We start from the raw sequence: 19135 nt of genomic DNA, 5'->3' as shown, positions 1-19135 counted from the left end.
CAAGCCGTCTCGTAGCGAAGGCTGCCGCGACGTAGCCCGAAGGGCGAAGCCGGGCTGATCGGCAAAATCGCCCCCCACTATCCCCCCTCACGTCCCCGTAAACCTTGGCGGCCGCTTCTCGACAAAGCTCGCGACGCCTTCCCGGAAATCGTTGCCCTTGAGCGCGATCTGCATTTCGCGATTGGCGTCGATGGTGGCTTCCGCGAGGGTCTGGAACGGCACGTCGTAGACTTGGCGCTTGATCACCGCGATCGCGCTCGGCGAGACGAAATCGGCGAGGTCCCGGGCATAGGCGTAAGTTTCCTCGCGCAGCTGCTCCGGCGAAGAGAGCCGGTTGACGAGCCCGATGCGCAGCGCCTCCGCGGCCGACACGCGACGCGCCGACATCAAGAGATCCAGCGCGTTGGCATGGCCGACGATGCGCGGCAGCATCCAGCTGATGCCGTGCTCGGCGATCAGGCCGCGCCGCGCGAAGGCTGTGGTAAACACCGCGCTGTCAGCGGCGAAGCGCAGGTCGCAATAGAGCGCGTGAACCAGGCCGATGCCGGCGGTGGCACCGTTGAGCATCGCAATCACCGGCTTCTTGATGGCGGGATAATAGGCGTAGCGCGTCTGCCAGTCGGCGCGGCGGTTCATGTCGAACGGAATGCTCTCGCCGCGCCTGACCTCGTTGGGATCGATCCCCTGCAGCGCTTCCATGTCGGCGCCGGCGCAGAAGCCGCGGCCCGCGCCGGTCAGGATGATGACGCGCACATTGTCGTCGTTGGATGCGGCCTCCATCGCATGGCGCACGTCGCGCTCCATGATCGCGGTCCACGCATTCATGCGGTCGGGGCGATTGAGCGTGATGGTCGCGATCCGGTCGCTGACCTCATACAGGATGTGCTGGTAGCTCACGGCGTTCTCCCTGGGCCTTGTTGTTATTGATACGCGCGGCGATACGGCCCGCGCGCGGCAGGCGACAGTAGCACATCCATCAGAATGAAAAGGCGGCGCGAAATTCCGCGCGGCGGCTATTCTGCCGCCTGCAACAGCAGCGGCCGCGGTACGCGCGCGATCCAGCCGTCAATGAAATGCTTCAGCCACGCGCGCTCGGCGGCATCGTGCACGGCGCGCCCGGCGAAGTGCTGATGGGCCGGTTGCGCGCCCGGCTGCTCCATCCGCGCGCAACCGCGCGTGGTCCAGCGATGCATCATCGCGTAGGTCACGTCGGGATGGAATTGCAGGCCGAAGGCATTGCCGAACTGGAAAGCCTGCACCGGGAAATCATCGCCCGCAGCAAGCAGGTCCGCGCCGTCGGGCAGTTGGAAGCCCTCGCCATGCCAGTGATAGACGCGCGCCGGCCAATCCGGACAGAGCGCGAGACCCGCCTGCGTCGGCCTGACCGGGTAGTAGCCGACCTCGACACGGCCCTGCGGATGCGGCGCGACGCGCGCGCCGAGTTGCCGCGCCAGCATTTGCGCACCGAGGCAGATGCCGAGGAACGGGCGCTGCTCACGCAAGGGAACCGAAATCCAGTCGATCTCGCGCCGGACGTAGTCGTCGGGATCGTTGGCGCTCATCGGGCCGCCGCAGATCACCGCGCCCGCATGCGCCTCAAGCGTGTCGGGCAGCGCGTCGCCGAAGCGCGGACGGCGGATATCGAGGGGGTAGCCCAGCGCACGCAGGGCGTTGCCGATCCGGCCGGGGGTCGAGGTCTCCTGATGCAGCACGATCAGCACCGGCCGCCGCGAGGCCTGATCCGAAACCTGATCCACCGGCGTGACCGCGGCCGGCCTTCGGCTTGCGAAGGGCACCACGACGCGGGTTTGGTCAGACCGGAACGACATTGCCTCTGCTTGAAGGTTTGGCCTCTGCTTAAGGATTCGGCACGTAAGGTGCGATCATAGCTAAGTGGTCGTTAACATCGTGTGAGTTTGCGCACAGACGTGGCGAAGCAAATCGCGGGCCAGAAACAGCCTTAACGACGATCGAGGGGGCGCTTCAGGAAGGCTAGCGCTTGCGGAGCTGGAAGCCGCCGACCGCCGTCAGGATGAAGGAGCGCGGGAACAGCCGGAGCAGGAACGGCACGACCTTGATGAAGGCGCCAGGCAGCACGGCGCGCTTGTTGGCCATCAGGCCGCGATAGGCCTGACGAGCGACTTCGGCGGGCGCGACGTTGAGGATCGCGGAATCGAACCCGGGCGCGAAGCCGGCGCGGTCCTGGAACTCGGAGGGCACGGGACCCGGGCAAACCACGGTGACGCGCACGCCCTTCGGTGCCAGCTCACAGCGCAATGCCTCGGAGAACGAGAGCACATAGGCCTTGCTGGCGTAGTACACCGCCATGCCGGGGCCCGGCAGGAAGCCGGCGATCGAACCGAGATTGAGGATGCCGCCGCGGTTGCGGATCAACTGATCGGCAAAACGCAGCGTCAGATCGGTCAGCGCGCGGATGTTGAGGTTGATGATGTTGAGCTGCTCGGCACGGTCGCGCTCGACGGCAAGGCCGAACAGGCCGAAGCCGGCATTGTTGACGAGATATTCGACCTCGACCCCGGCCTCGGTCAGGGCTTGCGCGATCCGCTCGCCCGCATCGGTCTGCTGCAGATCGCAGGAGATCACGATCGGGGCCGCGCCGCCCTTGGCTCCGAGCTCATCGGCGAGTGCCGTCAGGCGATCGGCGCGCCGCGCCACCAGCGCCACGCGGTGACCATTCGATGCAAACACGCGCGCCAGTTCGGTGCCTATGCCCGCCGATGCCCCGGTTATCAGCGTCACACGCTCAGTCACGTTTCAAACTCTTATTGCAAATTCTAGTGAGGGTCCCCAACGGGGCGACGAGAGCATAGGCATGCGGTGGGATGCAAGCCGTGTATGGGCTTGTGGATAGCCGCCGGGGCGCCGGTTTCGGGACGAAACGACCGATTTTCAGTCGGATCGCACCCAATCGAGGCAGACATTAAAGTTTCGTCATCCGTGATGCCGGCGACGGTGCTCCGCTTGCGCAGCCGACCGTGTCAGATTGCCGCGTCTGCCGTGCCCCAGGGGCCCTTCGGCAACTCCGCCTGCTTCTCGGCGACCCGGTGCTTGAGGTCGATGCGGTCGCGCGAGGAAATGCCGAGCAGATCGGCCGCGCGCCAGACCACATTGTCCTCGAACTCGCTGACCTGACCGTCGGCATAGACCAGCTCCCACATCATCTCGACGATGCGCAGCCGCCCCTCCTCATTCACCGAGCGCATGATCACACTGGTGAAGTGATAGAGGTCCACGGCCTCGCCTTCGACGCGCATCGCAGAAGCGATCAGCTTGTCGGCGGTGCCGGGATCAAGCTGGAAACGGCTCTCGATCAGGCTGTGCAGCTTGCGCGTCTCGGCAGGCGTCGGCTCGCCGTCCAGCGAGACCACATGCACCAAGAGCGCGGTCGCCGCCAGGCGATAGTCGCTATCATCGAAAGCGCGGTCGGCCTTTGCATCGGGGGAGACGATATCGGCAATGAATTGGCGGAGTCCGTCGAGCATTGCTCTCTCTATGCAATGAAGCTGAAGTGTATATGGCGTGGAAACAGAACCGGCGCAATCCGCGCGGGTTCCCGCTGCAGCATTACGTTTCGGCAAGCATTACATTTCTGCAATATGATTACGGTATTTCATACACCACGAGCTTGTCGGCAATGCCGCGCAGCGCCGCTTCCTTCTGGATCGGCTTGATCGCCGCGCGATCGAGGATGCCGGCCACTTCAGCCGATTCCATCACCGGTTGGGTCAGATGGATCTCCTGCGACGTCGACAGGCTCTGCACCCTGGCTGCGATATTCACGGTCTGGCCGAAATAATCCTGCCGCTCGTTCAGCGTCACCGCGAGGCACGGCCCCTCATGGATGCCGATCTTGACGACGAGATCCTCCTTGCCGCGCTCGGTGTTGAGCTGCTTCATCGCCGCCCGCATGCGCAGGCCGGCCGACAATGCGTGCTCGGGCCGGATGAAGGTCGCCATCACGGCATCGCCGATCGTCTTCACGACGGCGCCGCGCTCGGAGGCGATTATATCGAGCAGTGCGTGGAAATGCGCGCGCACCAGATCGAATGCGGCGAGATCGCCGACCCGCTCATAGAGCGCGGTCGAGCCCTTGAGATCGGTGAACAGGAAGGTCAGCGCGGTAATCTTCAGCCGCTGGTCGACGGTGAGATTGTCGGCCTTGAACACGTCGCGGAAAGTCTGATTCGACAGCATCCGCTTCGCGGTGAGGATCGGCTTGCGCTTGCCGAGCAATTTGTGCAGCGGATCGCCGGCGATCCACACCGACGGCAGCACGCGAACGTCGGCATGATTCTCCAGCACGAGCCGCAGCGGCCCCGGCCGCATTGTCGAAGTGCCGGTCGGCGCATGCGACTTGTTGAACGCGATCGAGAACTGCTGACGATCGGTGGTCGGCTCGCCCTCGACGGCAAAGAAGTGCGCCGAATGCGTCACCGGCTCGAACACGATGACGAACTGGTTGGGCAGGTTGAGCGACAGGATCGCCTTTTCGCCGGGCGGCAGCTCGAGCCCCTCCAGCGTCACCTCATTGATCAGGGTCGACACCGAGCTCTCGTCGAACTCGATCCCGGAACTCCAGAAGATCTGCCGGAAATATTCCCAGATCGGCAGCGTATTGGGATCGTGCGCGGCAATGTGCCGGACGCGCGGGCTGACGGTGAAGGCAACCTCGACCAACTCGTCGACCGAGGCCTCGTAGCCGGCCGCGCACAGCGCGCAATTGTAATCGTCATGGCGCAGCGACTTCAGCGTGGTGTGGGCATCGAGCACGCCGCCACAGCCCGGACACAGCACGTTCCAGCTCATGTCGAACAGGCCGAGCCGCGACGCATGCAGGAAGCCGGAGATCACCTTCTCCTGGTCGAGCCCGGTACGGCCCGCGAAATCCAGAACGTTGATGCGATTGAGCTCGCGATCATGGCCATCGGAGATCAGCTGCTGCATGGCATCGACGACGGCCGGATCGGTCGTCTGCCTGAGGACTGCGAAGTGGGCCTGCGTATCGCTCATGGTGAGCCCCTAGATGAGCATCGGAACACCGCCGCGCAAGGTCAGCGCGGCTTGATCGTGAACACCGGAGAGCGGTTCGGCTGTGTCGTCACCACGCCGATCGGAAGCACCGGGTCCTTGTCCGCCAGCGCGACGCGGAACGCGCCGATGATCTTCGCGAGCGCGAGCGTCGCCTCGACCAGCGCAAAATGTGCGCCGATGCAGACCCTCGCGCCAACACCGAACGGCAGATAGGCAAAGCGATCCGGCGGCGTTTCCGCCATGAAACGCTGTGGTACGAACGCATTCGGGTCGCGCCACAGTTTCTCATGCCGGTGCAACAGCCACGGCGCGATCAGGATTACGTCACCCTTCCTGACCGGACGGCCCATGATGGTGTCGGGACCGCCCGCCGCACGCGCGATCAGGAATGCCGGCGGATAAAGCCGCATGGTTTCATCGATCACGGCGCGGGTGAACTTCAGCTTCTCGAAATCGAGCGCACCCGATGTCGCCACGCTGCTGACTTCTGCTGCCAATTGTTCCTGGGTCTCGGGATCGAGCGCCAACAGATAAAGCGCCCAGAACAGCGCAGTCGCGGTCGTCTCATGGCCGGCCAGGATCATGGTCGCGACCTGGTCGCCAAGCTGGGCATCGGTGAAGGCCTGGCCGGTTTCAGGATCGCGCGCGGCGCCCATCAGGTCGAACAGGTCGCGGGCCGGCGCGTTGTCATCCTTGCCGGCGGCGCGGCGCTCGGCCATCAGCATGCCGACGAATGCGGTCCAGCGCTTGCGGAAGCGGGCGCGGCGGAAATCCTGCGGAGTCGGCCAGCTCAACGGCAACAGCAGGTCCAGCATGTGCGGCCGCGCCAGCGTGTCGCCATACTCCATCACGAAGTCGCGCAGCGCGGCGCCGTGGCGATCCATGCCGAACGAGAACATGGTGCGGCCGGCGATCTCCAGCGTCATGCGTTGCATCACCTCGCGCAGATCGACCGGACCGCCGCTCGCGGTCTTCAGCTTGGCGATGGTCTCGTCGATCGCCGCGATCATGTAGGGCACCAGCGTCGTCACCGCGCGCGGCGTGAACGCCGGCGCCAGGGTGCGGCGCTGATGCTTCCACGCACGGCCCTCGGCGATCAGCAATCCCTCGCCCAGCATCGGACGCAGCACGCGCAGCCCGGCCGGCGTGCGGTGGTAGTTCTCGTAATTGTCGACCAGCACATGGCGGATCGCATCCGGCGTGTTGAGGATGAAGCTCGAATGGTTGAGGAAGCGGCCCTGGACGATGTCGTCCTCATAGGCGCGCTGGCCCCAGGTCTCGATCGGCGAGTTGCGCATCACCCGCATCCGCTGGAACGCGCCCATGTCGGCGGGTGCGCGAGGCGGGGCCGGCGGGACCAAAGGACGCCGCGTGACCGTGATACCGTAGACTTCAGCTATGCTCATGGTCCTCGCTTCCTGCCTCACGCAACGGCCGATCCGGCCATGCGATCCCGGCGCCATGAAGGCGCGCGGACCCTCCACCAGACCTAATAAGTCAGCTCGGCCACCGCAATCCGGTTCTCCGACGCCGGCCAGGCCCGCATCACGATGCGCTCGGCGTTGAAGATCGCGGCGACCGGACGGCCGACCTCGGCGGCTGCGAGCCGCAGCGTCGTCACCGCGTCCGTCGGCACGCCGGATTTGACGTCGGACGGCTCCTTGCCGTCGAACAGCACGATATCGCGCGGCAGGCCGAAGTAGCCGCGCGGCCGCGACATCAGCACGATGGCGCCTGCACCGGCATCGGCCGGCAGCATGGGTCGCGCGGCGCGCAGATGCACGATCTCGGAGGAACGCGGAAACGGCGAGCGATAGATGTGCGTCGTCACCGCATCAGGCGAGGTCAGCACGAATTCGAGCGGCCAGGACGGAGCGACCTGCGCCGGCCCCCAGCGCCCGTCGGCGCCGGTCTGCGAGCTGTGCAGCGGGCCGCCGAGGCGCTCGCCGGTCTCTGCCGACACACGATAGATGTCGACCACGGCGCCCGGCACCGGCCGGTTGGTCGGCACACCGCCCGGCGTGCCCGTGACAAGGCCGCTCAATCGCACCGCCGTCTCCGGCACGATCTCGATCCGCGACGGCTCACGGCCGGCGACGAACCTGTAGATCTCGCGAAAGGCGCGCGGATGATACGCGGTCTCGCGATGATCGACCGCGCCGAGCACCAGATTGGTCGCGCCCTTCAGCGCCGGACCCTCCGTCGTGACGTTGGTCGGCGTACCCGGCTTGCCGATGAAGCGGCCGTCGGCCTGGGCGTATTTGTCGAGCCCGTCGCTGCGCAAGGTCAGGAACGCGGTGCCCGCGGTCACCTCGCTGTCGCCATCGTTCAGCCCGCGCAGGAACGGACCGCGCCCGTTGAACTCGTTGCCGAGGCCGTCGTCGGACGCATAGACGCCGTGATTGGGCGTACCGCACAGCACCGCGTGGCTGATGTCGTCGCCGCCGCCATTCTTGATGGTGTTGCGGATCGCATTGCCGCCACGCGAATTCCCGACCAGCGCGATCCGCGCGGCGCCGCTGCTCTGTTTGAGCTCCCTGACCGCCTCGGCGAGCGCGCGGCGCTGATCCTCGGTCGAGGAGCGGCCCGCCTGCTCGACCTTGTCGTCGGCGCGCGCCAGCGGATCGGTGAAATTGATTGCGGCCATCCGTTCGCGCGGCACGCCGTTGGACTCCATCCGCCACAGCGTCGTCATCCAGAGCGCGGCGTGATCGCCATTGCCGTGCACGAGCAGGATCGGCGGGATGTCGCCGGCCGGCGCCGGCTGGGCGAGGGCCGGGACAGGGAGGCGGCCGGCCAGCAGGGTCAGGGCGCCGGCCCCTTGAAAAAATCTCCGCCGCGACAGCGCCATTGGTCCCCTTCCCCAAGCCTTTCAGGGCTTTAGCTGTGTCCTACCCCCTTAAAGGATACCGTAAGCGCTGGACAGGACACGCGTTTGCCGGGCATCAGTTGATGCAGCCGGAATCATTCAACAAACCATAGCAGGCCAACCGGAACCGGATATGACCGAACCGCCGAAGCGCCCAGACAGTATCACTGCACCGTTGCGGCATTCAATCTTCCGGCGAATCTGGCTCGCCAGCCTGCTCTCCAATCTCGGCATCCTGATCCAGGGCGTCGGCGCCGCCTGGGCGATGACTCAGATGACCGCGGAGGCCGACAAGGTGGCGCTGGTGCAGACCGCGCTGATGCTGCCGGTGATGCTGATCTCGATGCCGGCCGGCGCCATCGCCGACATGCATGACCGCCGCATCGTGGCGCTGGTGTCGCTGGCGATCGCGCTGTCCGGCGCCACCACGCTGACCGTGCTGGCCTGGCTCAACATGGTGACGCCGAACGTCCTGCTCGCGCTTTGCTTCGTGGTCGGCAGCGGCATGGCGCTGTTCGGCCCGGCCTGGCAATCCTCGGTCAGCGAGCAGGTGCCGTCGGAGACGCTGCCCGCCGCGGTCGCGCTGAACGGCATCAGCTACAACATCGCGCGCAGCTTCGGTCCCGCGATCGGCGGCATTGTGGTGGCGTCCGCCGGCGCCGTGGCGGCCTTCGCGGCCAATGCCGTGCTGTATCTGCCGCTGCTGGTGGTGCTGTTCCTGTGGAATCGCGTCAGCGAGCCGTCGCGGCTGCCGCGCGAGCGGCTCAACCGCGCCATCGTCTCCGGCGTGCGCTACATCACCAATTCACCGTCGATCAAGATCGTGCTGACCCGCACCATGGTGACCGGCATCATCGGCGGCTCGGTCTCGGCGCTGATGCCGCTGGTGGCGCGCGACCTCTTGCACGGCGGCGCACAGACCTACGGCATCATGCTCGGCGCCTTCGGCATGGGCGCGGTGATCGGCGCACTCAACATCAGCGAGATCCGCAGCCGGCTCAGCGGCGAGGCCGCGGTGCGGACCTGCGCGCTGCTGATGGGCGTTGCGATCGCGATCGTCGCGGTGAGCAAGCAGCCGGTCATCACCGCCGCCGCGCTGGTGGTTGCCGGCGCGGTATGGATGCTGGCCATCGCGCTGTTCAATATCGGCGTGCAGCTCTCGGCGCCGCGCTGGGTCGCCGGCCGCTCGCTGGCGGCCTTTCAGGCCTCGATCGCCGGCGGCATCGCGATCGGAAGCTGGTGCTGGGGCCGCATCACCGACCTCGGCGGCGTCGAGATGGCGCTGTTGATCTCCGCCGGCCTGATGCTGTTGTCGCCGCTGCTCGGGATCTGGCTCCGGATGCCGCCGGTCGGCGCGCGCAACGAGGACGCGACCGAGACGCTGGCCGATCCCGAAGTGCGGCTGCAACTGACCGGCCGCAGCGGCCCGCTGGTGGTCGAGATCGAATACCGGGTGGCACAGGACAACGCCCGCGCCTTCCACAATGTGATGCAGGACGTGCAGCTCAGCCGTCAGCGCAACGGCGCCTATGGCTGGTCGATCGCGCGCGACATCGCCGATCCCGAATTGTGGACCGAGCGCTATCATTGTCCGACCTGGCTCGATTTCCTGCGCCAGCGCAACCGCGCCACCCAGATCGAGCGCGAGCTGCATCAGAAGGCGGCCGACTTCCACATCGGCGCCGAGCCGATCCGGGTGCGCCGGATGCTGGAGCGGCCGTTCGGCTCGGTACGCTGGAAGGACGAGACCCCGGACCGCGCCGCCAAGGAAGTGATCCCGGTGGTCGCGACCGCGGCGGGCAGCAGCACGTGAATCTGGTTACTGCCCGTTATCGGTGAGCGTCTGCTGGCAGGCCTTGCTGAGCCGGCTGCGATGCTCCTTCAGGCAGGCCAGCACGACCTGATCGCCCTCGCTGAGATGGGCGCGGCAGAACCGCGAGGCATCGCGCGAGCAGGCATCACGCCCCTGCTGCTGTGCCGAGGCGGCCGACGTCAGCAGAACCAGTGGAACGACGGCAAACAGAAATCGGGTCATCTCTCAAAGCCTCTAAGGAATAGAACGCCGGTTCTATAGCGTTTCAGCGCTGCCAAGAAGCTTGAAACTGGCGCGCCGGCTGGTTTCGGCCCGAGGTGACGGCGTGGGGCGGGCCTGCGTCCCGTCGCCGCAGGTCCATCCCAACCGAGGCCGGCAGATCACTCCGCGGCGGCCCGGCGCTGCGCGGCGAGATCGCGATCCAGCACGACGCGGCAGCTGCTGCTCAGCTGGGAGCGATTCCTGACCATGCAGGCGGTGATCCTGGGGATGTTCGGTATCTCGGAGCTGCACAGGCGGAACGCATCGCCTGTGCACATCTGCTGCGCTTCGGCGCTGAACGCAAAACCCGCGGTCGGCGACAGCACGGCAACGGTGGTCACAATCGCCAGTACGATGCTGGCGCTGCGGACGTGAACCCGGCTCTTGAAGATGGCGGTCATGATCGGCTCCCATCGGCGCCGCAAATCGCGGGCCCTTGTTTGATGGTCCGATCCTGCATGGGAGCGGGCTGGCCGACTGTGATGGTCATCACGCATGGATAAGGCCCGCTTTTTCTTGTCGTTCCGCCGCCTTGTTGGGACCGCGTTAAGACCTTGTTGGCATTAATCGCTCGTTACGGCTGTGGCGTATCCTTAAGTTCCGAGAGAGTGTGTAGCGATGCGTAGTGCGTTGGGCCTGATGCTGGCCAGTGTTGTAGCGGCGATCGTGATTGCCGGCGTGTGGTTCTGGACCTCCTCCCCGCGTGCCGACGCGGCTCCTCCGCAGACAACGGCAGCAGCCCAGGCCGATCCGCTCCCCGCGGCGGCAAAGCAGACCGCCAGGGACGACGTCGACACGACCGCTGCGCTGTCGAAGCGCGCCGACGCCACCCAGGCGGCAGCCCCGGCCGCCGCCCCCGCACCGGCGCCGATGCCGGCTCCCGTCGCGGCCATGCCGAAATGCGCCAATCCCGATGGGCTCGGCGTCAGCCGCACGGTCGTGGTCGACACGACAGGTGGCCCGGGCTTCGGCTTCCTGCAGTACAAGCAATATGACTTCCTGACCGACCATGAGGTCGTGCTGACCTTCGACGACGGTCCGTGGCCGACCACGCCCGCCGTGCTCAAGGCGCTGGCGGACGAGTGCACCAAGGCGGTGTTCTTCCCGATCGGCCTGCACACCACCTATCACCCTGACATCCTCCGCCAGGTCGCCGCCGCCGGCCACACCATCGGCGCCCACACCTGGTCGCACGCACATCTGGCGGGCAAGAAGATCACCGAGCAGCAGGCCAAGGACGAGATCGAGAAGGGTTTTAGCGCGGTGAAGCTGGCGCTCGGCGCCAATCCGGCTCCGTTCTTCCGCTTCCCGGCACTGGCGCACACGCCGGCGACCACTGCCTATCTCGGCACCCGCAACATCGCGATGTTCTCGGTCGACGTCGACTCCAACGACTTCAAGTCCAAGAGCTCCGACGAGGTGATCAACAACGTGATGACCAAGCTCGACAAGGAGCACAAGGGCATCATCCTGATGCACGATTTGCAGAAGCATACCGCGCAGGCGCTGCCGACATTGCTGCGCAAGCTGAAGGCCGGCGGCTACAAGGTGGTCTGGATGAAGGCCAAGACCCAGATCGAGACGCTGCCCGAATACGACGCGATGATGGCAAAGACCGAGAAGCCGATCGCAACGGGCCGGCCGATCGGCAACGTCGTGCAGACGGTCGCCGACTAACGCAGCCAACGCATCGAACACGCTCGACGCAAGGCGCCCCTGGATCCGATCCAGGGGCGCTTTCGTTTGTGACGCCGCCGCGTCTACCAATAGATGCCGTGGCGATGCAGCTCGCCGATGATGCGGCCCTCGGTCCAGCGCCGCGCGTGGCGGCGATGGCTCGACCTGTGCCAATTCGTCGGCTGCTGCGGCGCCGGCCGTGCGTCCGATTGCACTGACGGCCGAACATTTTCTTGCTGTTGCGCCGGCGCCTGCTGCGCGGCCGGCTGAGCTTGCGGCTGCGGAGCGGGAGCTGGCGGCGCGACGGGCGCTGCGCGCTCAACATACTTTGGCGCAACCGGCGGCGCGACGGCGGGCACGACCGGCGGATCGGCAACCTTGCCTGCCGTAATGACCGAATTCGACGCCGTCGCCGGCAACGACCCGGCCCCGCCCAACGACAGGCTTCGTTCGCCCGCCTGCGCGGAGGCAGATATCAAAACCATCGCCGCGATCAGGATGAGTTTGCGCATTGTTGTTCTCCCGTTGTTGGGCGGGAAAATAGCGCGGTCGAGCGGCGTACTTTGTGAGATGCCTCACGCCATCTGGACAGCAGCGGTCAACAGATTGGCATAGTCCAGTCGGATTGTTGGAACTTGGTCCTATCGGCGGCCTCGTATCACCGTAGGTTATGGCCCTGAGACATGGTCTCGACACGACGACGTCCGCCCGTGCACGCCGGCGTCGACAGCACGGGCTTGTGTGCCACGCCTCCGATGATGACCTGGAATAGATTCGTCGGTCTGGCCTTCTCTTTCACGATGCTTGAAGTCTGGAGAATTCAGTGAGTGCATTTGATCAAGGTCGCGTGCGGCCCGGCGATGATGGTTTGGCGAATGCGGCCGCCGAAAAGCTCCGTTCGATGACCCCGGTCGCTGGAGCGATGGCTTATCCGTTCCTGCTCGATGCATTTCACCTCGCGGTCTCACCAACCGATGGGCGAATGTCATTCGGGCGACTCGCCCTGGCGGCCCTCTGCCTGCTGGCCGCGACGGTCGTGCCCTTGCTCGGTCTTGCGTGCGCCTATTGGATGACTATGGCCGCGCCTTCGTCGTTCGAACTGCGTGCACGGCGCCTCGCATACATCAGCGTCGGTGCGCCGCCGTTGTTCGTGCTGACCGGCGTCGGCCTCGGACTGCTGCACATCCCCGTCAGCGACGAGCTGGTATGGGTCGCGGCCTGGCTCGCCGCGGGTCTCTACGTGCTGCTCGGCGGCGAGCCGGAACGGCCGGCGACGTCAGCCGCGATTGCTCCCTCCATTGCCAAATGGCGCGTCACGCATGGCATCGCTGCGGCGATCATCCTGTTCTACGTCGCGTTTCATCTCACCAATCATCTGCTGGGCCTGTTCGGACCCGAGGTTCATGGCGCCGTGATGAAGATCGGACGCACGGTCTATCGCTCCTCCGTGATCGAACCGATCCTCGTCGGCCTGATGCTGTTCCAGATCGCCGTCGGTGTGCGGCTGGCATGGCGCTGGAGCGCGCTGCCGGCGGATGCGTACCGCGTGTTTCAGATCGGCTCCGGCGTCTACCTCGCAGCGTTCATCGTCACCCATCTGAATTCCGCATTCGTCTCGGCGCGGGCCGTGCACCACATCGACACCAATTGGGACTGGGCCTCGGGAGCACCGACCGGCCTGATCCATGACGCCTGGAGCATTCGCCTGGTGCCGCACTACGCGCTTGGTGTCTTCTTCGTCCTCGGCCACCTGGCTTCAGGATTGCGCGGCGTGCTGATCGCGCACGGCGTCGCCACCACCATTGCCAACCGGATCTGGGCAACCGGGCTCGCGATGGGCGCGCTGATCGCGATTGCGATCATGAGCGGATTGTGCGGAGTGCGGATCTAGGCGGAGGACGGCCTTGCGAATTGGTGCCGCTTTGTCGCGCCAGGCCGCTACGGGATGTCACCCACGTCTCCAGGCTGGACAGTTCCTGCGTCGCAGCGGGGAGAGGTACTCGGACCTCCGCCCCCGTCATTACGACGGGTGAGTAGGCTGTGTCCGCCGGCGCCATTGCGAATGCTCGCCAAGGAAACCGCCGGGCCTGCTCACGGGAGCGTCTTTCAAAAATGCCCTTGACCCATAGCCAACGTAAGTCGCAGGCTGCCAATCGAAAATAAAAAGCGGAGGAAGGGAGATGATGCCTGTGAACAGGAAAGCGCAATTGCGCGCGGTGTTCAGCTCTCTGGGTGGCGTTATCGCCATCTTTTCCGCGGTATCGGCCGCTTCGGCTCAGTCCGGTGAGCAGGTTTCTGTGGGGCCCACCGACATCGCCGGCATTGTCTCGAGCACTGCGGGACCGGAAGGGGGCGTCTGGGTTATTGCCGAAACGATGGAGCTACCGACGAGGTACGCCAAGATCGTCGTTACGGATGACACGGGCCGCTATCTCATTCCGGATCTGCCGAAGGCAAAATACAAGGTTTGGGTCCGCGGTTACGGCCTGGTCGATTCAAGCCGTGTGGAGGCCGAGCCGGGACAGCAGCTCAGACTGAATGCGACGCTGGCGCCAACCCCGGCCGCGGCTGCGAAATATTATCCCGGCATGTATTGGTACGCGATGCTGAAAATCCCGGCAGCGGATCAGTTTCCCGGCACGGGCGATAACGGCAATCACGTGCCGAGCTTCATGAAGAACCAGGGAAACTGGATCGACCTCATCAAGAACACCTGTCAGTCCTGTCACGCGCTCGGAAGCGAAAACATCCGTTCGCCTCACGTCAAGGAGCTCGGGGAATTCAAGAACTCGACCGAGATGTGGATGCGGCGAATTCAGTCCGGTCAGGCGATGACGCGGATGGCGACCGGCATCGCCCGCGTCGGGCCGGACCTTGGTCTGTCGCTTTTCGCGGATTGGACAGACCGGATCGCGGAGGGCCAATTGCCCGCGACCAAACCGCAGAGGCCCACCGGGCTGGAGCGGAATGTCGTCGTCACACTCTGGGATTGGGCGTCGCCGACACACTACATGCACGACGCCATTTCGACCGACAAGCGCAATCCGCGCGTCAATGCCAACGGCTACATTTACGGCTCGCCGGAGGAATCGACGGATCTGGTGCCGGTCCTCGATCCCGTGAACAACAAGACCTGGAACATCGAGCACCCGTTCATGCCAGGAACACCGTCGGTGAAGGACGATCCGCTCGGAACCTCGGTTTTCTGGGGCGATGAGCCGATCTGGGATGGCCACACCTCCAACCACAATCTCATCATCGATGATGCCAACCGCGTCTGGTTTGCAGCCCGCGTCCGCAGTGCGGACAATCCCGACTGGTGCAAGGCAGGGGGCGATCATCCGTCGGCCAAGGTCGCGCCGCTGAAAGAGTCGGTACGTCACCTCTCGCTCTATGATCCTGCGACGAAGAAGTTCGAGCTCATTCCCACCTGCTTCACCACCCAGCATCTCTACTTCGGGCATGATCGCGACAACACGTTGTGGACCAGTGCCGGTGGAGCAGGTTTTCCCGCGGTCGGCTGGCTGAACACCAGGAAGTATCTGGAGACCCACGATGCCAAGACTTCGCAAGGCTGGGCGCCGCTGATCGTCGACGTCCCGGGATGGGGCAAACGTGGCGAGTATGTCGAGATCGGCCAGCCGGTGGATCTCACGAAGCAGAAGCGCGTGGTGGCAGGTTGGTACGGCGTCCAAGCGAGCCCGGTCGACGACACGATCTGGGGTCAGTCGATGGACAGCGGCTTCTCCAACCTGGATCAGCCGGGATATCTCGTCCACTTCATTCCCGGTTCGGATCCCGCCAACACCGCTTTGGCCGAACTTTTCCAGCCGCCGCCCGGTACCTGGGGGCCGCGCGGTCTCGATATCGACGGCAAGGGCGTCGCCTGGACCGCGCTGTCGAGCGGCCAATTGGCGAGCTTCGACCGATCGAAGTGCAAGGAGCCATTGACGGGAGCCAAGGCGGTCACCGGCGAACAATGCTATGAGGGCTGGACGGTCTATCGCTTCCCCGGTCCGCAGTTCGAGGGGGTCGACAATAGAGGAAGCGCCAACCACGCCTATTATGTCTGGGTCGATCGCTTCAACACCTTCGGCCTCGGTGAGGACGTGCCTCTCGCGATGACAAACGGCGGCGAGGCCATTACTGCGCTGGTCGGCGGCAAGATGCTCGAATTCCACGTCCCCTACCCGGCGTCCTTCTTCACCAAAAACGTGGACGGCCGCATCGACGACCCTAACGGCGGGTGGAAGGGACGCGGACTGTGGACCACGTCGGGTACACGTGCGGTGTTTCATGCCGAAACCGGGAAATCGGAGCAGCCGCGCGTCTACAAGCTGCAACTGCGCCCCGATCCACTGGCGCATTGAAGAGTCGTCGCGACCGAGGACTTCGCTGCTCCGCGCGTCTCAGGCATCGCTCGCACGCCTGGCGTCCGGGTTGGAGGAAACGCGCGCCTTTGGTTTGGGGGCAGGGCGAACATTGCCGGATGCCGGAGCTGATCGCCGGCCCGCGGGTCGGCGGGAGACTAGCCATGTCGCATGAGCGGCTGTGTGAGTGCATGATCGCGACTGCGATCATGAGCTGGCTGTGCGGCGTGCGGATCTAGGGCGTTGAGCGAAGTGGTAGGGAAGGACTCTAAGCGGCGCAAATCGTCCTATAGGCGGCCAGCTGGAGCGCGACCACGCGCTGCGCGGAATGACATTGCTCGAACCACCGACGCGCGGCGTCGCCGCGGCCATCGTCGTCCAGCGGATCGGCAAGAACTTCGGAAATCCGGGCCGCGCACGACCCGATGCTATCGGCGACCAGGCAGGGCGGAGCCACTCCAAAGAACTCCGCCGATTGGGCTTCATCAAGATTGGTGATGACCCGGCGTCCGAGCGCCATGGCCTCAAAGGTCACTCCGCCCATCGCCGGGATCCTGAACTGATCGACCACGACGTCGCTCGCGCAGTAGAGCTGCCGAAGCTCCGCCTTGTTGAGCGACGGGATCCACGAGACCATGTCTTCGATGCGAAGCTCCCGAATGAGCTCCCTGCTTCGGTGAACGTCAACGCCCCACTCGACCAGGATGATGCGAAAATCGCGATCCGTCTGCGCAACCTGCGCTGCGGCGCTCAAGAAGAGATCATTGCCCTTCTGCATCGAGACAGGTGCGGCGCGCCAGTGATGCCGCGTCGGGCTAAAGAATGTGGTGATCTTGGAGTCCCGCTCCGGGATATTGTGCTTTGCGCGAAAGGTGGAAATCTTTTCATCATCGAAGGCGTGCGGAAGGTAAACCGTCCGCTCCCTCTTCAATCTGAGCCGCTTCACGGACGGCAGCACGTCCGAGTTGGTCACGAACGAGAACGCCGCATTCTTGTACGACGCTGAACAAAGAATGCCATTGTAGGTCTTCTCGAAAGGCACTTCCCGCAGCGTGCCGTGTTCATAACACGTATAGTTCTTGAATCCGTTGATGAACGGAATGAACCCGTCGATCGAATACCCCTGAATGATGTCGTAATGCTCCAACACGTCCGCAAACTCATTGGCGACGGACGATGCGAAGGCTTCGACGGAGACCAGTGCGTCTGCCGGGTAGTCCGTGAACTCCCGCAGCACGTCACCAAGCAGTGCCGCACGTTGCGGGGCGTTTCGATCCTCTCCCTTGCCGTACTTTTCGAAGTAGCGAAACTCCGGACGATCGTTGACGTTCGGGCGGGTGACCACGGGGATGACCAGCGCTCCGACGTCGGCGGCCGCGCTCATGCTTGCGGCCGGCGCTGCGGTGCCAGAATCCGGGATCGCAAGGACATGGCTTTCGCTCGCAACCGGCGTCGCGGCGTCAGGATCCGCGGCCGTGAAGGCATCGGCCGGAAACTCGAATCCAAAACGCGGCAGACCGCGGCTGTGTCGCTGACTTCGCCAGATGGCAACCGCCAGGCTCGACCCGGCGGCAACGCCGGTCTCCGCCTCACGCCGCAAATGAATGAACACATGCTTCATGAGCAAGGCACGATAGGTCGATATCAGGCGGCCTGGCCGCTTGGGATCCGGCGGCTGCGGACCGCGAAACGACCGATAGTCGTTGTCTTCGCTTGCAGTTGGCGCAGCGGCGTCGGGATTCGGGATCGTGAAGACTTCAGGCGGAAACTCGAATCCGAAGCACGGCAGGCCGCGGCTGCGTCTCTGGCTCCGCCAGATTGCGACCGCCAAGCTCGGCTCGCGGACAACCCCGGATTCCGCCTCGCGCCGCAAATGAGCAAACACATGCTTCGTGAGCAAGGCGCGATAAATCGATAAGAGGCGGCCTGGTCCCTTGAGGTCTGGCGGCTGCGGACTGCGAACCGCGCGATATTCGTTGCCTTTGCTTGCAGCCGGCACTGCGGTGTCGGGATCCGGGATCGTGAAGACGCCAGGGGGAAACTCGAATCCAAAGCGCGGCAGGCCGCGGCTGCGTCTCTGGCTTCGCCAGATTGCGACTGCCAAACTCGGCCCGGCGACAATTCCGGTTTCCGCCTCGCGGCGCAAATGAGCAAACACATGCTTCGTGAGCAAGGCGCGATAAATCGATATCAGGCGGCCCGGTCCCTCCGGATCTGGCGATCGCGAGCCGCGAAACGCCGGATCTTCGTTGGCGCCTGAGCGGCCTCGCTCAGTCAGCGGATCCGGCGAGGCAATCTTTGATGACGTCGGCGAAACGGCGGAGAGCGCAGGCTCTATTGCCGAATCCGGCGGAGCGATGGTCTGCTCATCGAGCCGCTGCAGGATTTCTGCGGACTTCTGGGCCTGGAAGTCCTGAAAATCGCGTGCAATCGTGATCGCCTCAGCCAGATGCTCCGGCATTTCCGGACGGACCCGGCTCTCTGCGGCGGCGATGCCGTCAAGCATCTCCCAATATCGCGCCTGCAACAGCGTCCAGAAGAATGTTGCGGCTTCACTGTCGCCGGCGTTCTTCGCGCGAAGGTACGAAAGGCAATCGAGCACGGGGCCTTGCACAAACCAATCCGGTCGCCGCCAACCGCCCAACTCGGTGGCCCACCAATCCGGGAACATGTTGTCGACACGGCCGTCGAAGCTTGCGGCCTCCCATTCCGGGCAACCCATGACGTGGTAGTAGTTGTAGCAGACGACGTCCGCTTCGATGCCAAAGCGACGCTGAATCAGCGCATTGTTGTAAGCGTTGTTCGCGATATTACCGATATGCAGGACGCGCAGCGGGCGGTCGTGAGCGCGCTGGAATTCGTTCACGAACGCAAGCTGTCCTTGAAGCTCGCTGTCATGACCCTCGCGTCCCAACGCCATTCCCCCGGCAATCGCATTTCAAAGTATTAAGCCGCGTTTCAAAGTATTAAACCTTTCGCGCGAGCACATACAACCCAGGATCGTACGACCGGCGAATACTAATTCCGTGTGCGGCAATTTTGCGCCACGTCGCGCCCGATCTCACCCATCATTTAGTCGGCTTGCGCGGACCG

15 protein-coding genes are annotated in these 19135 nt (G+C 64.6%); 4 read left to right on the top strand and 11 right to left on the bottom strand.

Annotated elements, in window-relative coordinates; genetic code table 11:
- Nucleotides 1-87: 87 nt before the first annotated feature.
- The 7 genes from CK489_RS09135 to CK489_RS09105 form a co-directional block, all read right to left on the bottom strand.
- Nucleotides 88-897, bottom strand: coding sequence for an enoyl-CoA hydratase (locus CK489_RS09135; protein WP_050631292.1), 810 nt, complete (start codon nt 895-897; stop codon nt 88-90).
- A gap of 116 nt (nt 898-1013) precedes the next feature.
- On the bottom strand, nt 1014-1829 hold the full coding sequence (locus CK489_RS09130; protein ID WP_095732068.1) for a glutamine amidotransferase: 816 nt from the start codon (nt 1827-1829) through the stop codon (nt 1014-1016).
- A 163-nt stretch (nt 1830-1992) separates the two neighbouring features.
- Nucleotides 1993-2772 carry an SDR family NAD(P)-dependent oxidoreductase gene (locus CK489_RS09125; protein WP_095732067.1) on the bottom strand — a complete coding sequence of 260 codons (780 nt, stop codon included), beginning with the start codon at nt 2770-2772 and terminating at the stop codon, nt 1993-1995.
- 227 nt (nt 2773-2999) lie between these two features.
- Nucleotides 3000-3503, bottom strand: coding sequence for a tellurite resistance TerB family protein (locus CK489_RS09120; RefSeq protein WP_050631291.1), 504 nt, complete (start codon nt 3501-3503; stop codon nt 3000-3002).
- Between the two features lie 118 nt (nt 3504-3621).
- Nucleotides 3622-5031 carry an adenylate/guanylate cyclase domain-containing protein gene (locus tag CK489_RS09115; protein WP_095732066.1) on the bottom strand — a complete coding sequence of 470 codons (1410 nt, stop codon included), beginning with the start codon at nt 5029-5031 and terminating at the stop codon, nt 3622-3624.
- 41 nt (nt 5032-5072) lie between these two features.
- Nucleotides 5073-6458 carry a cytochrome P450 gene (locus CK489_RS09110; RefSeq protein WP_095732105.1) on the bottom strand — a complete coding sequence of 462 codons (1386 nt, stop codon included), beginning with the start codon at nt 6456-6458 and terminating at the stop codon, nt 5073-5075.
- An 83-nt stretch (nt 6459-6541) separates the two neighbouring features.
- On the bottom strand, nt 6542-7903 hold the full coding sequence (locus tag CK489_RS09105; RefSeq protein WP_095732065.1) for a hydrolase: 1362 nt from the start codon (nt 7901-7903) through the stop codon (nt 6542-6544).
- A gap of 151 nt (nt 7904-8054) precedes the next feature.
- Here CK489_RS09105 and CK489_RS09100 point away from each other — a divergent pair, with 151 nt between their 5' ends.
- Nucleotides 8055-9734: an MFS transporter gene (locus tag CK489_RS09100; RefSeq protein ID WP_095732064.1), complete on the top strand. Its 1680-nt coding sequence runs from the start codon at nt 8055-8057 to the stop codon at nt 9732-9734.
- A 6-nt stretch (nt 9735-9740) separates the two neighbouring features.
- Here the strand turns inward: CK489_RS09100 and CK489_RS09095 are convergent, their stop codons facing one another.
- Entirely contained in the window at nt 9741-9956 is a 216-nt protein-coding gene (locus CK489_RS09095; RefSeq protein WP_050631287.1) for a cysteine rich repeat-containing protein, read from the bottom strand.
- A 158-nt stretch (nt 9957-10114) separates the two neighbouring features.
- The gene (locus CK489_RS09090) at nt 10115-10396 is read right to left on the bottom strand and encodes a hypothetical protein (protein WP_095732063.1); all 282 of its coding nucleotides are present in this window, start codon (nt 10394-10396) and stop codon (nt 10115-10117) included.
- Nucleotides 10397-10613: 217 nt separating this feature from the next.
- On the opposite strand from CK489_RS09090, the gene CK489_RS09085 reads away from it, so the two are divergent.
- A complete protein-coding gene (locus tag CK489_RS09085) occupies nt 10614-11672 on the top strand; it encodes a polysaccharide deacetylase family protein (RefSeq protein ID WP_095732062.1) in 1059 nt (352 codons plus the stop codon).
- Nucleotides 11673-11755: 83 nt separating this feature from the next.
- On the opposite strand, the gene CK489_RS09080 is transcribed toward CK489_RS09085, so the two are convergent.
- Complete coding sequence (locus CK489_RS09080) at nt 11756-12184, bottom strand: hypothetical protein (protein ID WP_095732061.1); 429 nt, start codon at nt 12182-12184, stop codon at nt 11756-11758.
- A 311-nt stretch (nt 12185-12495) separates the two neighbouring features.
- Between CK489_RS09080 and CK489_RS09075 the strand changes: the two genes are divergently transcribed.
- On the top strand, nt 12496-13563 hold the full coding sequence (locus CK489_RS09075; RefSeq protein WP_245350298.1) for a hypothetical protein: 1068 nt from the start codon (nt 12496-12498) through the stop codon (nt 13561-13563).
- Between the two features lie 406 nt (nt 13564-13969).
- Nucleotides 13970-16042: a carboxypeptidase-like regulatory domain-containing protein gene (locus CK489_RS09070; protein ID WP_245350297.1), complete on the top strand. Its 2073-nt coding sequence runs from the start codon at nt 13970-13972 to the stop codon at nt 16040-16042.
- A gap of 268 nt (nt 16043-16310) precedes the next feature.
- On the opposite strand, the gene CK489_RS09065 is transcribed toward CK489_RS09070, so the two are convergent.
- Nucleotides 16311-18908, bottom strand: coding sequence for a glycosyltransferase (locus tag CK489_RS09065; protein WP_158226423.1), 2598 nt, complete (start codon nt 18906-18908; stop codon nt 16311-16313).
- Nucleotides 18909-19135 lie beyond the last annotated feature (227 nt).

This window comes from Bradyrhizobium sp. UFLA03-84, from assembly GCF_002289535.1.
Lineage (GTDB): Bacteria > Pseudomonadota > Alphaproteobacteria > Rhizobiales > Xanthobacteraceae > Bradyrhizobium > Bradyrhizobium viridifuturi.
The sequence above is the reverse complement of the archived record's forward strand: the minus strand, read 5'-3'. Positions and strand labels throughout refer to the sequence as shown.